Annotated in this window: 17 protein-coding genes and 2 pseudogenes; 8 read left to right on the top strand and 11 right to left on the bottom strand. The window is 70.1% G+C overall.

Going from position 1 to position 17,418, the window contains the following annotated elements; all coding sequences use genetic code 11:
• Window positions 1-1,470 precede the first annotated feature (1,470 nt).
• A complete protein-coding gene (locus C2865_RS23450; protein ID WP_106400666.1) occupies window positions 1,471-1,986 on the top strand; it encodes a hypothetical protein in 516 nt (171 codons plus the stop codon).
• A gap of 443 nt (window positions 1,987-2,429) precedes the next feature.
• Here the strand turns inward: C2865_RS23450 and guaB are convergent.
• The 4 genes and pseudogenes from guaB to C2865_RS39560 all read right to left on the bottom strand — a co-directional run bounded on the left by guaB (window position 2,430) and on the right by C2865_RS39560 (window position 6,103).
• Window positions 2,430-3,460 (bottom strand): annotated as a pseudogene (guaB, locus tag C2865_RS23445) (IMP dehydrogenase).
• Window positions 3,460-3,666 carry an IMP dehydrogenase gene (locus tag C2865_RS42000; RefSeq protein ID WP_456297948.1) on the bottom strand — a complete coding sequence of 69 codons (207 nt, stop codon included), beginning with the start codon at window positions 3,664-3,666 and terminating at the stop codon, window positions 3,460-3,462. Before C2865_RS42000 ends, guaB begins: the two are co-directional and overlap by 1 nt.
• 690 nt (window positions 3,667-4,356) lie before the next feature.
• Window positions 4,357-5,604 (bottom strand): methyltransferase, FxLD system, encoded by a 1,248-nt coding sequence (gene fxlM, locus C2865_RS23440; RefSeq protein ID WP_106400665.1) that lies wholly within the window; start codon window positions 5,602-5,604, stop codon window positions 4,357-4,359.
• Window positions 5,605-5,737: 133 nt separating this feature from the next.
• Complete coding sequence (locus C2865_RS39560; RefSeq protein ID WP_157963892.1) at window positions 5,738-6,103, bottom strand: hypothetical protein; 366 nt, start codon at window positions 6,101-6,103, stop codon at window positions 5,738-5,740.
• 34 nt (window positions 6,104-6,137) lie between these two features.
• On the opposite strand from C2865_RS39560, the gene C2865_RS41885 reads away from it, so the two are divergent.
• Window positions 6,138-6,359, top strand: coding sequence for a transposase (locus C2865_RS41885; protein ID WP_157963891.1), 222 nt, complete (start codon window positions 6,138-6,140; stop codon window positions 6,357-6,359).
• Between the two features lie 107 nt (window positions 6,360-6,466).
• Here the strand turns inward: C2865_RS41885 and C2865_RS23430 are convergent, their stop codons facing one another.
• On the bottom strand, window positions 6,467-6,880 hold the full coding sequence (locus C2865_RS23430) for a nuclear transport factor 2 family protein (RefSeq protein ID WP_106400663.1): 414 nt from the start codon (window positions 6,878-6,880) through the stop codon (window positions 6,467-6,469).
• An 87-nt stretch (window positions 6,881-6,967) separates the two neighbouring features.
• On the opposite strand from C2865_RS23430, the gene C2865_RS23425 reads away from it, so the two are divergent.
• Complete coding sequence (locus tag C2865_RS23425) at window positions 6,968-7,408, top strand: MarR family winged helix-turn-helix transcriptional regulator (protein WP_106400721.1); 441 nt, start codon at window positions 6,968-6,970, stop codon at window positions 7,406-7,408.
• A gap of 119 nt (window positions 7,409-7,527) precedes the next feature.
• On the opposite strand, the gene C2865_RS40170 is transcribed toward C2865_RS23425, so the two are convergent.
• Together C2865_RS40170 and C2865_RS23415 are read right to left on the bottom strand one after the other, a co-directional pair.
• Window positions 7,528-7,929, bottom strand: coding sequence for a TetR family transcriptional regulator (locus tag C2865_RS40170; RefSeq protein ID WP_198653533.1), 402 nt, complete (start codon window positions 7,927-7,929; stop codon window positions 7,528-7,530).
• Between the two features lie 115 nt (window positions 7,930-8,044).
• Window positions 8,045-8,236, bottom strand: coding sequence for a hypothetical protein (locus tag C2865_RS23415; protein WP_157963890.1), 192 nt, complete (start codon window positions 8,234-8,236; stop codon window positions 8,045-8,047).
• Between the two features lie 45 nt (window positions 8,237-8,281).
• Between C2865_RS23415 and C2865_RS23410 the strand changes: the two genes are divergently transcribed.
• Window positions 8,282-8,647 carry a metalloregulator ArsR/SmtB family transcription factor gene (locus tag C2865_RS23410; RefSeq protein ID WP_106400720.1) on the top strand — a complete coding sequence of 122 codons (366 nt, stop codon included), beginning with the start codon at window positions 8,282-8,284 and terminating at the stop codon, window positions 8,645-8,647.
• Window positions 8,644-9,129, top strand: coding sequence for an SRPBCC family protein (locus C2865_RS23405; RefSeq protein WP_106400661.1), 486 nt, complete (start codon window positions 8,644-8,646; stop codon window positions 9,127-9,129). Before C2865_RS23410 ends, C2865_RS23405 begins: the two co-directional genes overlap by 4 nt.
• Before the next feature lie 89 nt (window positions 9,130-9,218).
• Here C2865_RS23405 and C2865_RS23400 read toward each other — a convergent pair whose 3' ends face one another.
• The 4 genes from C2865_RS23400 to C2865_RS23385 form a co-directional block, all read right to left on the bottom strand.
• On the bottom strand, window positions 9,219-11,123 hold the full coding sequence (locus C2865_RS23400) for an acyl-CoA synthetase (protein WP_106400660.1): 1,905 nt from the start codon (window positions 11,121-11,123) through the stop codon (window positions 9,219-9,221).
• A gap of 62 nt (window positions 11,124-11,185) precedes the next feature.
• Entirely contained in the window at window positions 11,186-12,733 is a 1,548-nt protein-coding gene (gene mhpA, locus C2865_RS23395) for a bifunctional 3-(3-hydroxy-phenyl)propionate/3-hydroxycinnamic acid hydroxylase MhpA (RefSeq protein ID WP_106400659.1), read from the bottom strand.
• Window positions 12,730-13,662 carry a fumarylacetoacetate hydrolase family protein gene (locus tag C2865_RS23390; RefSeq protein WP_106400658.1) on the bottom strand — a complete coding sequence of 311 codons (933 nt, stop codon included), beginning with the start codon at window positions 13,660-13,662 and terminating at the stop codon, window positions 12,730-12,732. Before C2865_RS23390 ends, mhpA begins: the two co-directional genes overlap by 4 nt.
• Window positions 13,659-14,702: a VOC family protein gene (locus C2865_RS23385; RefSeq protein WP_232835772.1), complete on the bottom strand. Its 1,044-nt coding sequence runs from the start codon at window positions 14,700-14,702 to the stop codon at window positions 13,659-13,661. Before C2865_RS23385 ends, C2865_RS23390 begins: the two co-directional genes overlap by 4 nt.
• Before the next feature lie 209 nt (window positions 14,703-14,911).
• Here C2865_RS23385 and C2865_RS23380 point away from each other — a divergent pair, with 209 nt between their 5' ends.
• From C2865_RS23380 to C2865_RS23370, 3 genes and pseudogenes are all read left to right on the top strand, one after another.
• Entirely contained in the window at window positions 14,912-15,574 is a 663-nt protein-coding gene (locus C2865_RS23380) for a TetR/AcrR family transcriptional regulator (protein ID WP_106400656.1), read from the top strand.
• 14 nt (window positions 15,575-15,588) lie between these two features.
• Window positions 15,589-15,661 (top strand): annotated as a pseudogene (locus C2865_RS41880) (hypothetical protein); the annotation flags it as partial.
• Between the two features lie 690 nt (window positions 15,662-16,351).
• The gene (locus C2865_RS23370; RefSeq protein WP_106400655.1) at window positions 16,352-16,825 is read left to right on the top strand and encodes a hypothetical protein; all 474 of its coding nucleotides are present in this window, start codon (window positions 16,352-16,354) and stop codon (window positions 16,823-16,825) included.
• Window positions 16,826-17,418 lie beyond the last annotated feature (593 nt).

Here is a 17,418-nt window from a genome sequence, read left to right as displayed (position 1 = left end):
CGCCGCGTTCCTCACCCTCGCCGCCGCCCTGATCTGCTACAAGAGACTCTCCCGAATCACCACATAAGACGTGCTCTTAGTGGCCATGCTCGAAGGGGCTCGGCGAGCCCGAGGAGTTCGACCGCGAGCCCCCCGACAGCCGTGAGGCCAGGATCCGCGCCGCTCTACGCCAAGCTCAGGCTCTCCGCCTCCGTCCCGATGCGTCTGACGGCGTCTTTTCGCGGGCCGGGCGTCTACCGCTGGAACGAGGCCGGGCGCCTGAGGAGGGTCCGCAACGGCGCCCATCCGGCATGCAGCGTCGCCGACCGCGGGGAACTCCTCATCGCCCATACCCCAGAGCCCGACGTGGTGTGCCGCCCCGGTGCCGAGATCGCCACCTTCGAAGGCCTGACCAGCGGGCCCGGCCGACCTTTTTCACCCCTCATGCGGCCTCCGCGCAGATCATCCGGTTCAGCCGCGCCCTGCAATCCCTGCCCCCCTCGTCTCTCTCCCCCGGCGGCCGCCGCTGCCTGCACCTGGTCGGCGACCACCTCACCCCCGGCCTGCCCACGGTCCGCGCAGCCCTGTCCCACCAGGCGGAAGCCAGGAGCAATACCGATACCCGGGACCCAAACCGATGATCTGAACGAAGGGCCGATACCTGGCACGCCTCGACCGACCTCCGCCACCGCGCTACCCCGAGCAGACTGGCATCCTCGGCGACCATCGCCCATGGGGACGAGGACGAGCAAGCCGAGGAAGGAGCACTCGTCGAGCTCGCGGACCTGTTGGAACAGATCAAGACCCTCGACCCGCCCTCATTCGGGACTGGCGACCACCACACTCATTTCTGGCCCGCAATGCTCAATCGGTGGCTTTTCTCACCGACGCGGACACCCGCATATGCCGCCTACCGGGCGTGCAAGAGATGAGGACCAAGGTCCTCGCAGTGGACGCGAAGGCCCCACCGCAGGCATGGACAAGCGGGCTCTTCGGGCCGACCGGCCAGCTCCACGGATTGATCAAGGGTGCGTCTGCTGCCCACCGTCCGCCGACTGCCTGCTCACATCGGGAACAACGGCATTTTCCGGGCTCGTATTACTCGGCTCCGAGGCTACCCGGCGCATTCAAGCACGACAAGAGCCGAAGCAGGCACCGGCCAGCCTCGGCTGAAAGCTCGCCAGCGGACGGGCCGTATCGGCGACCGTTTCATACCACCTGCGATACACCCATACTTCACACCTTTTTAGGATGGCCAGAATCCAATCTGTCGCCGACCGGACTCCCGCCAGGTCCGGCCATGGCGCGAACATGGCCCATATCTTGACTTTCGAGCAAGATGGCGGCAATTCTGAAATTACCAGGGACGAACGCCTGATTCGGAATTCTCTCCACCTACCCGACATAGGTGGATACGAGTGTGCCGACCGGACGGCGCCCCGCCTCGCAGAAGCGCGCCCCTGTGCGCATGACCGGAACGGAGCGATAACCATGACCCGCGTCCTCGCCCGAGCTGCGATCGCCGTTACCACGGCCGCCGCGGCCATCACCCTTCTCGCCTCGCCCGCCTCAGCCTGGGTCGGCGGATCCTTCACGGGCGCAAATTCCGGACCGGTCACCTTCCAGAGCTCGCCCCTCAGCGTGGGCTGCAGCGCCTCGTCGCTGAGCGGGTCCGTCACGCCGGCCGGGATCCTGTCCGTCGGCTCCACCTTCAACGGCTGCTTCACCCTCTACGGCAGCCCCGCCACCGTCACCGCGTCGGCCCTGCCCTGGAGCGGCTCCCTCAGCGGCGGCATCATCAGCATCACCGGGTACACCGTGACCATCTCCACCGGCTCCCTCTTCTGCGGCTACAAGGCCACGCTGAGCGGGTTCTACTTCGGCACCGCCTCGCCGGTCACCGCCGTGTTCTCCAACAAGACCCTCACCCAGTCGAGCGGCTCGTCCGCATGCCCCCCGACCGTCACCTTCAATGCCACCTACACCCTCACCGGCCCTGGCCTCTGACCCCTCACCCACACCGCCAGCCTGGAATGCTCTGGGGTCGCCCGACAACCTCGGGTCACTTCGGTTGCTCGCACCCCGGTGCTGGCCGAGCGTGTCCTGACCTGCGCCGCCGGCACTCCCGGCAGCCGCAGACAGACAGGTGCGTGGGTGCCGCTGCTGCTGATGCGGATGACGACGCTTCGGCCGACGGGGCTGAGGGACTCGCCGGCGATGAGTCGGGAGCGCAGGTTACCGGCTCCGGTGGGGTGGTCTCCCAGGACGGTGGCACGGTGTGGTGTGCGGGGCTGGTCGGTGAGGGGCGCTGACAGGTCGATGCCGTCGATGACGGCGCCGGTGTGCGCGGTGATCGGCTGGAGGTCGAGAGAGGTTTGGCCGCTCATGGGGCCTTCCGTGTGGCGGGGTGCCCGGCCGCGAGCGCGTCACCGCGGCCGGGCACCGGGGGTTCAGGGATGGGCGGTGTAGTTGGGGGCATCGGCGATCCCGGCGACGTCGTGCGGGTGGGACTCGCGCAGCCCGGCGCTGGTGATGCGCATCAGCTGGGCACTGCTGTGGAGGTCGGTGATGGTGCGGGCTCCGGCGAAGCCCATGGCGGCGCGGACACCGCCGACGAGCTGGTGGATGACGGGGGCGAGCGGACCGCGGTACAGGGTGCGGCCCTCGATGCCTTGGGGGACGAGGTCGGTTTCGGTGGCGACGTCGGCTTGGCCGTAGCGGTCCTTGGAGTAGGAGCCGCCGCGTTCGCGGTTGCGCATCGCTGCGAGCGAGCCCATGCCGCGGTAGGTCTTGTAGGGCTCGCCGCCGACGTAGACGAGTTCGCCGGGGGCTTCCTGGGTTCCGGCGAGCAGGCTGCCGAGCATGACGGTGGAGGCCCCGGCGACGAGGGCCTTGGCGATGTCGCCGGAGTACTGGATGCCTCCGTCGCCCAGGCCGGGATCCCGGCCTGGGCGCAGGCCTGGGCCGCTTCGTGGATGGCGGTGATCTGAGGGACGCCGACTCCGGCGACGACGCGGGTGGTGCAGATCGATCCGGGCCCGACTCCGACGCGCACGCCGTCGGCCCCGGCGTCGATGAGGGCCTGGACGCCGGCGCGGGTGGCGATGTTCCCGCCGATCAGGTCCACGCGTCCGGTCAGGCTCTTGGCCAGGGCCGCGACGGTCTGGGGGACGTCCTCGTGGTGGCCGTGCGCGGTGTCGACGAACAGGGCGTCCACTCCGGCGTCGGCCAGCCGGTGGGCGCGGGCGATCGCGTCGTCGCCGACCCCGACGGCCGCGCCCACGCGCAGCCGCCCGTCGGCGTCGCGGGAGGCGTGGGGGTAGGCGTCGGATTTGACGTAGTCCTTCACCGTGATGAGCCCGGTGAGCTTGCCGTCGCCGTCGACGATCGGCAGATTTTCGATCTTGTGCTGCCGCATCAGGTTCAAGGCTGCGGCCGCGTCGATGCCGGGGTCGGCGGTGATGAGCGGTGCTTTGGTCATCACCGCGCTGACCGGCTTGGTGCCGTCGTGTCCATGGCCGCCGACACCACCGGGATCGCCAGGGTGATGTTGCGGGACAGGCGGGTGGTGGTGTCGACGCCGCTGGGGATCACTTGAGAGGCGGCGGGGACGATGAGGACGTCATCGAAGGTCAGGCCGATCCCGGGAAGGAATTTCGGCCGCGCTCCGGAAACATCGCCGCTCATGGTCGTTCATCCTTTCGTTCGGGATAGCGTGGCGTGACGCTATCAGTGAGCCATCCGATATCTCCCGCACGAGAGAAAGAGCACACACCCGCAGTACCCTTTCGTTGTTTTGCTAGCGTTATGCCTGCTCAGTTCCCATACTGATCGAATGGCCGGGTTCCTTCCCAGGGTTCATCCATGTGGTGTTCAGATACCCAGGACCATTCCTTTGGCCCATCGGAAATATGCGTCGACGACACGGCTGCGATGATGGCCCGAACCGCCCCCATGGTCGGGGCCGAGACCGGTCTACTCTTTTTTGGCCGGTGTTCATCGTCCTGGCGATCCGCCAGCGCTAAAGGCCTGCCGGTCCGTAAGCTCTACGAATCGTGGGTGGCATCAGGGTCGGCGAGTGGACGCAGCTGAACGAGATGGACGGACCGGCGGGGTTTTTGAAAGTCCGCGGCCGCCGGTACCGCTGGAGGAGACCGGGTACGAGGCGGCCTCCCTTGAGGACGTGATGCAGACCTACCCGGCGTCGTATGCGGCGCATCGCCGTCATGCGGTCCCGGCACGGAGGTGCCGGAGGCGCGTACCGCGATCCGGCCACAGCGGTCGTTGTCGAAGACGGTCCCGAACACGCCGAGGCCTGCGGCTCTCGGGAGCAGACCGCGGAATGGACGGCTGATGTTCGACAGCCTCCCCGGCGGCTCAGGGCTCCCAGAGCATGACCAGTTGCGAAGCCGCCTTGGGATAGACGCGCCCCACGGTCGGCCGCTCGACCTCCATCCCGGCGGGGTAGAGCGTGAAGGAAGGTTCCCGGCTGCGGCGGCGTTCGGTGTTCCAGTGGTGGATGTGGTCGATGAACCGGTGGGTGAGTTCATCTCCTGAGGGACCGTGTCCGTGGACACCGAACTCCCAGCCGGGCGCACCCGTCGCGGGGTCGGGTTCGGTGCGGCGGACGGTGAGATAGGCGAAGCCGTCACTCGTGATGAGCGCAGGGTTGAACCATTTCAACGCGAGATCGACCAGGCTGACGTCGCACTGGAGGTCCTGCCAGATGATGCCGGCGGCTCCCGGGTCCGCCGTCATCAGCCACAGGTAGAGGGTGTCGAAGGGCTCGCCGTTCTCGGCGGTGATGCCCGACCACAGCTCGGTCCGGGGAGCGCGGAGCGCCCGCTCGAGAAGTCCTGCGTCCAGGTGCGGGCCGTCGTCGTTGCGCAGGGTCACCTGCCCGCCGGCCAGGGCGACCTCCTGCTCGGAGTGGGCGCATCCTCCTTGGGCGGCGACGAAACCGCAGACGGTCGGGTGGTGGCCGAGAAGGAGGCCGCGGTCGTCCTTGACGAAGGTGATCGATCGGGTGATCCCGCCGAACCGCAGCGGCACCACCAGTCGGCCGCCCGGCACCAGCCGGTCGATCCAGGCCGGCGCCACATCCCAGACCCCGACGGTGACGATGATGGCGTCGAACGGCCCCAGAGCGTCCGGGAGGTCGGCGGCATCGGCCAAGACGACATGGACATCGCCGTAGCCGGTCTCGGTGAGGAAGCGCCGGGCGCGCTCGGTGACGAACGGATCGATGTCGACAGTGGTGACGGTGCCCTGCGGGCCGGCGATCTCAGCGATCAGGGCCGCGTTGTACCCGCCGCTGCCAACTTCCAGAACCCGTTCCGCGGGCCGCAGCGCGGCATGGGCGAGCATCTCGGCCTGAAGCCAGGGCGCCGAGATCGAACTGGTGGCCCGGCCGTCGGCGCCGCGCCGGGTGACGACGACCTCGTTGTGCCGGTAGGCCTCCACAGGATCGGCCTCGGGCGCGAACCGCTCCCGAGGCACAGCCAGGAACGCGGCTTCGATCTCAGGAGAGCAGAGAAAGCCCTGTTCTTTGAGTCGGGCGACCATGGCGGTCCGGAGCCGGTCGACGTCGGGTTCGGTGGCAGGTTCGGCTGCAGTCGTGCCCATTCCCCGGATCCTAATTTCCCGCACCCACCGTCACCGGCCCATGACGCAAGGTCGCGCCTTCCTGGTGCAGCCACCCCAGTGGAGACGGTGAAAGACAGCGGTGGGCGTGTCGGTCGATGTCCTGGCCTTGAGCTCATGACCACTTCGCAGGCCTGCTCAGGATCTTGCCCGTCTCGGTCCTGACCTCTTCGGGCAGGAGCGCGGCGCGCAGATGCTCCTGGCGGATCGGGAAGGTGTTGACCAGGCTCTGGAAGGCGGCCGGGTTGGACCGGCCAGAGGGCAGGGCGACCATCACCGGACGCTGGGGGCCAGTTGACGGGAGGAGCGGATGGCGGGCGGGAAGTCGGTGTTCGGTGGAGATGAGCAGACTCAGGTCCCCGGCGCCGCCGGCGGCGTCGCGGACCATCTCGGTGGCCAGGGCGACGTCGGTCAGTCCGCCTGGTGTTCGCCGACCGGCTCGTGGCCTGGCACGCGGGATGCTGGGCTTGGTGGTCCACATCGCCGGCGAACCCTCGGGCCAGAAGGGCTTTGTGGTGCATCCCCGCAGGCGGGTGGTGGAGCGCGCTTGGGCCTGGCTGCTGCAGCGCCGCCGCCTGGCCCGCGACTACGAACGCGGCCTGGCCACCTCAGAAGCCCTCATCCGCTGGGCCGCCATCGACCAGATGAGCCGATGCATCGTCCGCGGCCACTCCACCACCCGCCCTGGACCCCGACCCTTTGGAATACCTCCGGTAGAACCCAAGGATCACCTCTGAAACACGCTGTCGGCCCCCGTTCCCGCCCCGCCTGGCGACCGTCGCTTGACACCTCAACGTGCTCGGATGTCCGGGGACACATTCGGGAGCGGAGGGCCGGAAAGAGATCAGTTCTCGCGCGTCCAGGCAGGCGCGATCCGCACCTCGCGGAATCGCCAACCCGTCGGCGTCCGTACTGCGGTGCAGTACTGCCGCAGGCCGCCGGTGAAGTGGGGTGCCCGGCCGTCGCGGTAGTAGTACACGAGCGAGTTCGCCGAGGCGACCGCCTGGTCGCCGTTGACGTCCACCAAAAGGTCGGTGGTCGTGTGCTGGGTGTGCTGCCCCTCGACCTCACCCTGTCGCATAAAGCCGACGACCTTGTCGATGCCGCGCAGTTCGCCCCCGCGCGGCGAGTGCACCGCCACATCGTCGGCGAAGACGGTGTCCGCATCCTCCCACCGCTCCTCGTCGAGCAGACGCGCGAGACGGGTGAACAGGTCGGCGATCTCGATACGGTCGGCGATCAAAGTATCCGTGGACATGACGCCCCTTTCGTTGGCAGCTCCAACATTGGCGACGCCAACTATACATAGATTGGTTGGCCGCGCCAACGATGTATGGTGGCTGTCGTGGAAGAGACACCCGCACGCCTGACCGCGAAGCCGAGTTGGCTGCTCACCCAGCTGGCGGTGCACGCCCACCGGCTGGCATCCGACGGCTTCGGCGAGGCGGGCGCGCGCGGGTACCACTACCGGATCCTGGCCGCGCTGGACGAGTTCGGGGTGGCCAGCCAGGCCGATCTCGGCCGCCGGTGCAACATGGACCGCAGCGACGTCGTGGCGGCGATCAACGAACTGGCCGAGCAGGGTCTCGTCGAGCGGACGCCGGACCCGAACGACCGAAGGCGCAACATGGTGACCCTCACCACGGCGGGTGATCGGCAACTGCGGTGCCTGGACCGAGTGCTCGACAAGGTGCAGGACGACCTGCTCGGACCGCTTCCGGCCGAGGACAGGCAGACCTTGACCCGCCTGCTCACTCAACTGCTCTCACACCACCAACGGAAGTGAGCATCGGCTCAAGCTCTTCGGCCGCGGTCGGGCAGTCGCAGTCCGCGTCGGAGTCCTGGACTCGTGGATACAGCCGGGAACCGGCAACCGCGAACGGTGGGACAGGTTGTTGTCGCTGGTCAGTGATGGTGCGCTGGACGGTCCTGGCTGAAACGGATGAGAACGTCGAGCGCGCTGAGCAGGCGCTCCGCCGGCTTGCCGGGCGACATCCGGATCTGCGTCCAGCTATCAGCCAGCGCCGTGGAATCGGTTATGGCGACCTCGGCAAGCAGGGCTTCACGGCTGGCGAAGTGCTTGTAGGGCGCGTTGTGGGAGACCCCTACCGCGGCGGCGACGAGCCGTTCGGCGGTGTTCATCGGAGGCAAGCGGATTCCTCGGTCTCGGCCAGTTGGAGGATGGCGCAGCATTCCCAGCTCTTGTTCTTCGCGCCGGTTGGCGGCGAGCTCGCCGCGCTTGCCGAACTTGATGTGGTCATGACTCCGCTGTGGGACGGTGCGCTGGGTGCGGCCGACCTCGAGCATCGCGGCATAGGCGGGGCGGTCTCGCTGGCGAACCGGCGCAGCAGGGCGTCGGTGGATGCGGTCCGCAGCCGGATCGCGGTGGCGGGATCCGGCTGGAGATCTGGGAGATCTGCGTCTACTCGGCCCGCCGCAGCGCCGTCCCGATGATCCGGCGGATCCGGTCCCGCGCCGGCGGCTCGATCCGCTCCTCCCGCAGGTGCGCCAGCAGCTCGGCACGGACGCGGTCGATCTGCCGCTCCTTGCGGCAGACCTCAGTGGCCGGCCGGTCCGCGGCCTTGTCGGAAGCAGAACAGAAGTGGTGAGTCATCCCGCACACCGGACAAAAGCGTAACCTATGGGTTACGCTTCATGGGTGGACGAAGTGATGCAGGCGATCGCGGATCCCGTTCGGCGGGAGATCCTCATGCTGCTGCGCGAAGGGAGCCTGCCGGCGGGAGTGATAGCCCAGAGGTTCGCCATCAGCCGGCCCGCGGTGAGCCGGCATTTGCGGGTACTGCGGCAGAGCGGCCTGGTGAGCGACGAGCTCGTCGGCCGGCGGCGGCTGTATTCGCTGCGCACCGAACCGCTCGCCGAGCTCACGGACTGGCTCGCGGACCTGAGCCGCCCCGAGGGGTGGGCGCACCGCTTCGACGCCCTGGAGACCGAGGTCCGCCGCACCGTGCGCGAGCGCCGCGCGCAGGCACAGACGGACGGCGCAGAAGAGGAGAGGACAGCATGAACCCCACCGGAAAGCTGATCACTACCGGGGAAGGGCGGGACCTCGTCCTCGTCCGGACCTACCGGGCACCCGTCGAGGACGTGTGGGCGAGCGTCACCGAGCCCGAACGCACCGCGCGCTGGTTCGGCCCGTGGGAGGGCGTCGCGGCCCCCGGCGCCACGATCCGCGTGCGGATGTCCTTCGAGGAGGACGAGCCGTGGTGCGAGATGCGCATCGACGCATGCGAACCACCGCGCCGACTGGCCCTGTCGATGTCCGACTCCTCCGGGGACTGGCGCGTGGAGCTCCTGCTGGCCGAGACCGCGGGCGTCACCGAGCTCCGTTTCGTCCACCACCTGACGCCCGGAGCACCGCTCGCCGAGATGGGGGCGGGCTGGGAGTACTACCTGGACCTCCTCACGGCAGCGCGCGAGGGAACCCCCCGCCCCGCCTTCACCGACTACTACCCGGCGATGAAGCCCTACTACGACGCCCTCGCCTAGCCGTTCAACGGGAACGCCGGTGGGTCGCTCCCCCTCTTCCTGCGGCTCATGACGGATCAGGCCCCGTGGCGCGTGTGCCGGACGCCTCGTCACTCGTCGGTTGTTCGCGCGGCGATCTCATAGGTGAAGGGGTAGCGGTCGAGGTCGGCGGCCAGTGCGGTGCGCGCGGTCGCGTCGTGACCGGACAGGCGGATGATCGCGTGGGGTCGGCCGTCGCGTAGTTCGACGTGTACCCGCCCCGCCGGGTCCGTGCCGGACAGGGCGTCCGTGATGAGCCGGTGCACGCTGTCCTGCAGGAGGGCGGGCTTGTAGATCTTGCCGATGGCGGTGGTCGGGAGGTTCTCCACCAGATGGACGGTTCTGGGGGCCGCCGCGGGTTCGGGCGCGCGGGCGTGGGCCCAGGCGCGCAGGTCGTCGGCGCTCGTCGGGGAGCCGGCGGCCAGGACGACGTAGGCGACGGGGACCTCGCCCGCGCGGGGGTCGGGGGCGCCGATGACGGCGGCCGCGCGCACGTCGGGGTGGGCCAGCAGGGACTCCTCGACGAGTCCGGGGTCGATGTTGTGGCCGCCGCGGATGATGACGTCCTTGGCCCGGCCGGTGAGGTAGACGTAACCGTCGGCGTCGACGTGGCCGAGGTCGCCGGTGAGCAGCCAGCCGTCGAAGATCTTTCCTTCCGGGTCGGGGACGGCGCCGTGCGGACCCTGCCGCAGGTAGCCGGGGAAGACGCTGGGGCCTTTGACGGCCAGGACCCCGGTCCGGCCGGGCGGGCAGTCGGCGGTGGGGCGCTCGTGGTCGTCCACGGTGACGGCTTTGATGTTCTGGTAGGGCAGCCGCAGGCCGACGGAGCCGTCGCGGGGGGCGAAGGCGGGGGTCGCCGCGGTCGCGCAGGTCGCCTCGGTGAGGCCGTAACCCTCCAGCATGGGCACTTTCGCGGCGGCCTCGAAGGCCGAGCGGACCTTTCCGGGCAGGGGCGCCGCCCCGACGGCTCCGGCGCGCAGGCTGGAGATGTCGGCTCCCTCGGGCACCGGCGGCAGGGAGGCGTAGACGGTGGGCACGCCGGAGAAACTGGTCACCCGGTAGTGCTCGATGATGTGCCAGAAGTCGGCCACCAGCGTCTTGTCCCGGTAGCCGAGCGGGCCGAGCGACACCACGGTCCTGCCGTGCAGGAACGGGCCGAGGCCGGTGACGTGCAGGGCGTTGACGTGGAACAGCGGCAGGCCGGACAGGCTGACGGCGTCGTCGAGATAGGCGCCGGAGCAGCCCAGCGCCCACGCCATGTACACCTCCATGGCGTGGGTGTGGGGTGCGACCTTCGGCACGCCGGTCGTCCCGCCGGTGTGGAAGTAGGCGGCCATGTCGTCCGGGCCGGGCCGGCGCGCGGTGTCCAGCCGGTCGGCCGCCCGGTCGCGGGTGAACGCGTCGAAGTCGATCTCCTCGGTGGTTCCGGGCCGCGGGCCGGGCGGGGAGCCGACGGACAGCAGCGCGCGCAGGGCGGGCAGCCGTGCCGCGATCCGCTGCGCCTTGGCCCACAGGTCCGGGGCGAGGCCGGGCCCGGGGGCCAGCAGGAGCCGCGCGCCGGTCAGGGTGAGGATCTCCACGAGGTGGTCTTCGGCGAGCATCGGGTTGACCGGGCCCGCGACGCCGACGGCCTGGGCGCCCAGCAGGGCCGCGTAGGTGGCGCCGAGGTTGGGCAGCATGAGCGCCACCACGCCGCCTTCGGGCAGCCCGAGCGCCAGGTAGGCGTTGGCGGCCCGGTGCACCCGCTTCAGCAGGTCCCCGTAGGTCCAGCAGGACGCTTTTCTCCAGGGCGCGCCGCCCTCGCCGAGCAGGTGGAGCGCGGGCCGGTCGGGGTGGGCGGCGGCCGAGCGGCTGAGCAGGTCGTAGGTGCTCGCCGGCAGGTCGCGTTCGGCGAGGGGGACGGCCTCGATGGCCGGGACGTCCTCGGGGAGCAGGACGAGGGGGCGGTCGCCTTGGGTGTGCGGGGCGGGCGGCATCTGTCTCCTCGGGCGGTCGGTAGCTGCGGGGTGGCGGGTTCTGGCGGCGGGTGGGCGAGGGTTCAGCAGGTCTTACCGGGTGCTGCGGGAAAGGCCGCGCGGCTGAGGTCGGGCAGCGCCGCGCACAGCGGGGCCGGGGTGCGGGCGGTGCGCAGCACGGTGCCGTCGGGCCGGACCAAGGCCGCCGTGGTCCGGCCGCGGCGAAGCCATCGGTGCAGTTCGTCTCCCGGTTCGGCGATGACGACCAGGCCCCGGCGGCGCTCGACCTCGGCCCGTTGCGCGGCCGACGGCTCCACGCCGGTGACGATCGCGAACCGGCCGAGGGCGGCGTCATCGAAGCGCCGCCCGTCCGGGAGGACGGCGTTGGGGCACAGGGTGCCCGGCAGGCCGCGGCCCAACGGGGAGCGCACCACGAGGGAAGTGCGGCTCAGAGCGGGGGTGCGGCTGTCCAGGACGCGCGCGCTGAGCCCCGGGAGGCGGTGCAGGCGCGGGGCGATGACGCGGCGCAGCAGCGTTCCGGTCTCACCGCCCTCGGTCATCGCCGTCCCGACGAGCTTCGCGAACCTGATCATGGTGCGGACGTGCGGCTTGCGTTCGGCCTCATAGGTGTCCAGGTCGCGGCCGGCCAGCGCTCCCGAGAGGACGGAGGCGAGTTTCCAGGACAGGTTGGCCGCGTCGCGCAGCCCTGCCCCCATGCCCTGGCCGATGAACGGCGGGGTGAGGTGAGCGGCGTCGCCGAGCAGGAACACGCGGCGGTCCCGCCACCGGTCGGCGACCTGGGCCCGGAAGGTGTACTCGGCGAGGCGCACGAACTTCAGCTCCTCGGCCGGTACGCCCGCGGTCCAGGGGGCCAGCAGAGGCAGGAGCCGGGCCGGGTCCCGGTAGTCCCGGGCGGTCTCGCCGGGGAGCAGCCGGAACTCCCAGCGGTAGCGGGTCCGGCCCACGCGCATGTAGGTGGCGGCCCGGCCCGGATCGCAGACCTGGTGGACGCCCTCCCACTGCCCGAGGTCCGCACCGGTCTCGACGTCGATGACGAGCCACCGCTGGTCGAACCCGAAGTCCCGCATGCGGGAGCCGATGGACTCACGGACCAGGCTGCCGGCGCCGTCGCACCCCAGCACGTACCGGGCGCGGCAGGAACCGGTGGCCCCGGTGTCCGTTGCGGTGTAGCCGACCCGGACTCCCCCGGCGTCCTGGGCCACGCCGGTCACCTCGGTCCGGCCCCTGAAGGTGATCTGCGGGTGCCCGGTCAGCCGGGCGCGCAGCAGCGCCTCCAGTTCCGGCTGGTCGAACATGTTCGCCTCGGGGAATCCGTGCCGGCCGATCGCGGTGCTCCGTTGGAATTCCGCCAGGACCCGCAGGTCGCGGTCGACGAGCCGCAGGCCGAGCGCCGGGCGGGAGATCGCGGCGAACTCCCCGGCCACGCCGAGGCGGCCGAGGATCCGGTGGGCCTCGTCGTCGAGGTGGACGGCGCGCGGCCGGGGGTAGACCGTCGGCCACCGGTCCAGGACGAGCACGGGAACGCCGTAGCCGGCCAGCAGCAGCGCGGCGGCCGACCCGGTCGGCCCCGCCCCGATGACGACCACCGGGGCGTCGGCGTCCGCGCTCACCGCGCGTCCCGTACGACCGTGCGCTGCACGCCGAGGTCGATCGCCCCGTCATCGGTCGCGACGGTCGCCTCGATGACGTCACCGTCCTTGAGGTAGCGGGGGTTCTTCGCCTGCCGGCCGAAGAACAGCTTCCACTTGACCGACGGCGGCAGCAGCGTCCCGATCACCTCCACGGGCTTCGGCGGAGCGCTCAGAGCGGTGCCGATGGGCGTGCCGGTGAGCAGGAGGTCGCCGGCCTCCAGCCGCTGGAAGCGGGTGAGTGCCCGCAGAGCCTCCAGCGGCGGATGGATCATGTCGGCGACGGTCATGCTCTGACGTGATTCGCCGTTGACGGAGAGCTTCAGCCGCAGGTCGGGGAACCGCTTCAGCTCGTCGGCGTCCAGCAGCACCAGCCGCGGGCCGACCGGCGTGAACGTCGGGTAGGACTTGGCCTCGTAGAACTGGGTCTTGGGCAGCTGGAGGTCGCGGGCCGAGATGTCGTTGGTGACGACCAGCCCGGCGACATGGTCGGCGATATCGGTGACGGTGGCGCCGACGGGCGTCTCCCCTCCCATCACCAGCCCGATCTCCACCTCGTAGTCCAGCAGCCGCACGTGGGCGGGCTTGACCACGTCGTCGAACGGCCCGCTGATCGATCCGGAGGACTTGCGGAAGAACGTCAAGGGGATCGTGTCCGGGTCCATTCCGGAGTCCTTGGCGTGCGAGGCGAAGTTCGTCATCTGGGCGACGACCCGGCACGGGGAGGTGACGGGCGACAGGAGGACGAGGCCTTCCAGGGGAACGACCTCTCCGCTCGTGGACGCGGTCGCGAGCGCGTCGCGGTCGGCGAGCAGCTCCCCGGTCGTGACCGCGTTCGTGGTGACGCGGGCCGCGCCTTCGGAGGTGAGGACCCACCAGGCGTCGGCGGTGCGCAGGACGGAAGTGCTCATGACGTGGCCACCTTCAGCAGACCGCGCAGGCGGTGCAGGTCGAATTCGTTGTCCTCGCGGAGCGCGCGGGTGAAGGCGCGCAGTTCGGCGAGGGATCGGCGTCCGGGTTCGATCCCGAGGAAGTCCTTGGTGGCCGGCGGCCCCCACTGGGCCAGCCCCGAGGCCGTCATCGGCGCCCAGCCCGGCTCCAGGGTGGAGTCGAACAGGTCGCCGTCGGTGAAGTGCTCGACCAGGAACCCGTCGGGGTCGCGCCAGTAGTCGAAGATCTGGCTGCCCTGGATGTGGCGGCCGATGCCCCAGGAGCGGTGGTAGCCGCGGTCGCGCAGGTACTCGCCGCCGGCGGCCAGCACGTCGAGGTCGGCGACCTGGTAGGCGGAGTGCACGTACCGGTTGGACGGGCCGAGCGTCATCGCGAGCGTGTGGTGGTCGGTCGGGGTCGTGCCCCGGTCGCACCGGATGAACGCCATCGTCGGTCCGCGGTCGCGCTGCCCGTCGTAGTAGAGGAAGTCGCTGACGATCAGCCCGAGGTGCTCCAGATACCAGTCGAGGGCGCGGCGGAACCGGGTGGTCTGCAGCACGACGTGGCCGAGGCGCCGTACCGTCGCCGGGACCCTGGGCGGGCGCTGCGCCGCGTTGATCCGCGGGGCGGCGTCCCCGAAGTTGTGGACCAGCGGGGCGGGAGACGCCGATGCCGCCAGGTCGTGCGTGTCCGACACGACCCGGACGCGCAGGCCGCTCGGGTCGATCAGGTCCACGCTCCACCCGCCGAGTCCATCGGGCAGAGCGGTCACCGTGGTGCCGGTCGCGTCCGCCAGGCGTGTGAGGTCGGTCCTGTCGGCCGCACGGAACGCGGGCCCCAGGAAACGCGATCCGCCGGCCCTGCGGATCAGCACGCAGGGCGCGCCCGGGTCGGCTCCGCGCAGGTGCAGTTCGGCCGGAGTCCGCAGCGCGACGTCGAAGCCGAACGCCCGCGCGAACATCTCGGCTCGCTCCAGGTCCGGCTTCTCGAACTCCAGCCACGCCAGATCGTGGACCTTCACGACCGGTGAGGCGGCACGGCCCGGATGTTCGCCCGGCAGAGCGCCTTGTTCACCGTGCAAGCCGGTGTGCGGGTCCTTCATCGCACCCCTCTCAGATTCTGACGAAAACATCAATATCGACGTTAGCATCATCTAGGGAGAAAGTGACGATTTGTTCATTGGTGACGGTCTGCATAGGGTGGAGGCGGCACGACACGAGGAGGGGCGCGATGGCGGAGCGAGGCGGCACACCCAACCGCCTGGACCGGCGCAAGGCACGCACCCGGGCCGCGCTCGTCCGAGCCGCTCAGGCCTTCATCGCCCAGGGCGACGTGAACGTCCCGATCCTGGAGATCACCCAGGCGGCCGACGTGGGGCTGGGCTCGTTCTACAACCACTTCGACAGCAGGGAGCACCTGTTCGACGCGGCGGTCGAGGAGGCCCTCGACCAGCACGGCGCACTCCTCGACGAGCTCACCGCCCCCCTGGACGACCCCGCCGAGATCTTCGCCCAGGCGTTCCGGCTGACCGGCCGCCTGCACCGCCGCCACCCCGAGCTCAGCAAGGTCCTGCTGAACAACGCCCTCACCATGATCTCCTCGGCCAAGGGCCTGGCCCCCCGCGCCCGCCGCGACATCGAGGCCGGAATGCGCACCGGCCGGTTCACCGCCGTCCACGACCCCGACCTGTCCCTGGCCATCGCGGCCGGCACCACCATCGCCCTCGGCCACCTGCTCCACGAGCACCCCGAACGCGACGACGCTTCGACCACCGACCGCCTCGCCGAAGACCTCCTCCGCGTGTTCGGGCTCTCCCCCGCCGAGGCCGCCGAGATCTGCCACCGCCCCCTCCCCGGCCTGGCCGCCCTCCTCGACCGGGACGGGTCGGCCTGACACGGCGAGGCCCACTCGAGCTCGCGAACGCGATCTTCGAGTACATCGAGGGGTTCTACAACCGCCGCCGACGCCACTCCGCTCTGGACTGGATGAGCCCGCTGCAGTTCGAAACCACCACCCGCTCTCCGAGCCCGATCTCCTCACCAGCGAGTCCGTGAAACCGGGGGAACATCAGCTGCTCTACCGCCTCCACACCGGTGGAGTCCTCGGCGGACCGCTGCCCGGATCTCCTCATGAGAGCCCTGACCTTCGCCTCCGACGTCACCGCCGAAACCTGCCGCAAAGAGGGCGCCGACCCTCCCCGCCCCGCCGACCCGGCCACCTGAACGAACACCGCGGCGCCCTTCTCGAACGTCCACGAGAAGGGCGCCGCGTCGTGACCGGATCCTGCCCGCCTGGGCGACGCGGGCGTCGTCGAGACCCGCACCGGCCCGGACCCGCACGAGGAGATCGGCTTCGGACCGGTGAACAAGCCCCTGGTAGGACGGGTGGTCTCCGACCTCCGCACTCCCCCGACCAGAGGCTTCGCATGCTGTTCCGCAGATCATCGGCTGACCGTCGTGCCCCTCGCGCGCCGCTCTCGCATTCCGGTCTCCGGTAAATCACTTTTCCGTGGTGCCGGTCCTGCCCTTTCCCGGGTCTCCGGTCCCGGCTCATGGCCGATACAGCCGGAAAAACGCGCGGGACCGGAATCTCTCCCGCCCAGGATCGACCCCCGCCTACCGTCATTCCCGTCCGAAGAAAAATCGGGGGAAAACACAGGGGGTAAGACCAATGGCATTCGGCTGGAAGACACGCACGGCGCTGGTGGGGGCGGCGGCCGCGGTGATGTTCTCGGTGATGGCCGCGAGCCCGGCCTCGGCCGCCACCCGCACGATGAACGCCACGCTCGAGAACTCCTCGGACTGCACGCTGGGACTCTCCTCCGGCAGCCCCGCGGGGAGCGGTTCCTGGACGATCGCACCGCCGAGCACGATCCCGCCCGGCGCCGAGCCGTCGTTCGGCGTCCGCACCGACCTCGGTCGCTTCTCCAGCACCAGCGGGTACGTCGAGTACCTCACCCGGGACTGCACCTACCCGTCGCTGAACGGCACACTCGTCCACCTCGACTGGACCCTGTGGGGCGGCGGTCTCAGCAACATCAGCTACTACAACGGCTGGACCAGCCACGCCGCCCTCAGCGCCGGCCTGATGACCGAGTACTGGGGCAGCTCCCCCGAGTTCATCGTCATGCCCACCCTCACCTGACCGGCCCGTTCCCCGGCCGGACGCATCCGGCCGGGGAACGGCGATCCAGACGAGGGACTCCAAGGGCTGATGCGTAGAGGGGTACCGGTAGCGATCGCCGAGACCGGAACCACCTACAGCCGCTACGCTCCAGCGGACCGGCCGACCGGGAACCGGCCGAGCACGCCCAGGTCAGAGCGGCTCAGAGACGATGGAGGAGCGGGAGCAGGCCGATGCCCGCCAAGAGCATCACGGCGTTCTGCTGGGCCGGCTGATGGACCAGGTCCGCTCGCACATGCGGGGGAAGAGAACATCCTCCTCCCCCGGCTGCGCAGCCGTGTGGAGTCCGACCGGCTGGTCGAGCCGGGCCGCACAGGCCAAGCGAGTGAGAAGTTCACGTCCGCCCGCCCGCACCCGCCGGTCCCCCGCACGCCCCCGTCAACAAGGTGGTGGGCACCGTGCCGGGCTTGGCCGACCTGATGCGGAAAGCGTTCAACGGAGGAGGCAAGTACCGAGGAGCCCGGTCTGTACCGGGTGAGTGGTGCCTACACCCAGCACACACCGCGATTACGGCCTGGTCGACGGACATCATGCCAGACGGTCGGTACTGCAAG

The sequence above is a fragment of the Actinocorallia populi genome, from assembly GCF_002995495.1.
Taxonomy (GTDB): domain Bacteria; phylum Actinomycetota; class Actinomycetes; order Streptosporangiales; family Streptosporangiaceae; genus Actinocorallia; species Actinocorallia populi.
Note: the sequence above shows the minus strand (reverse complement) of the source record. Positions and strands in the feature narration are given on the sequence as shown.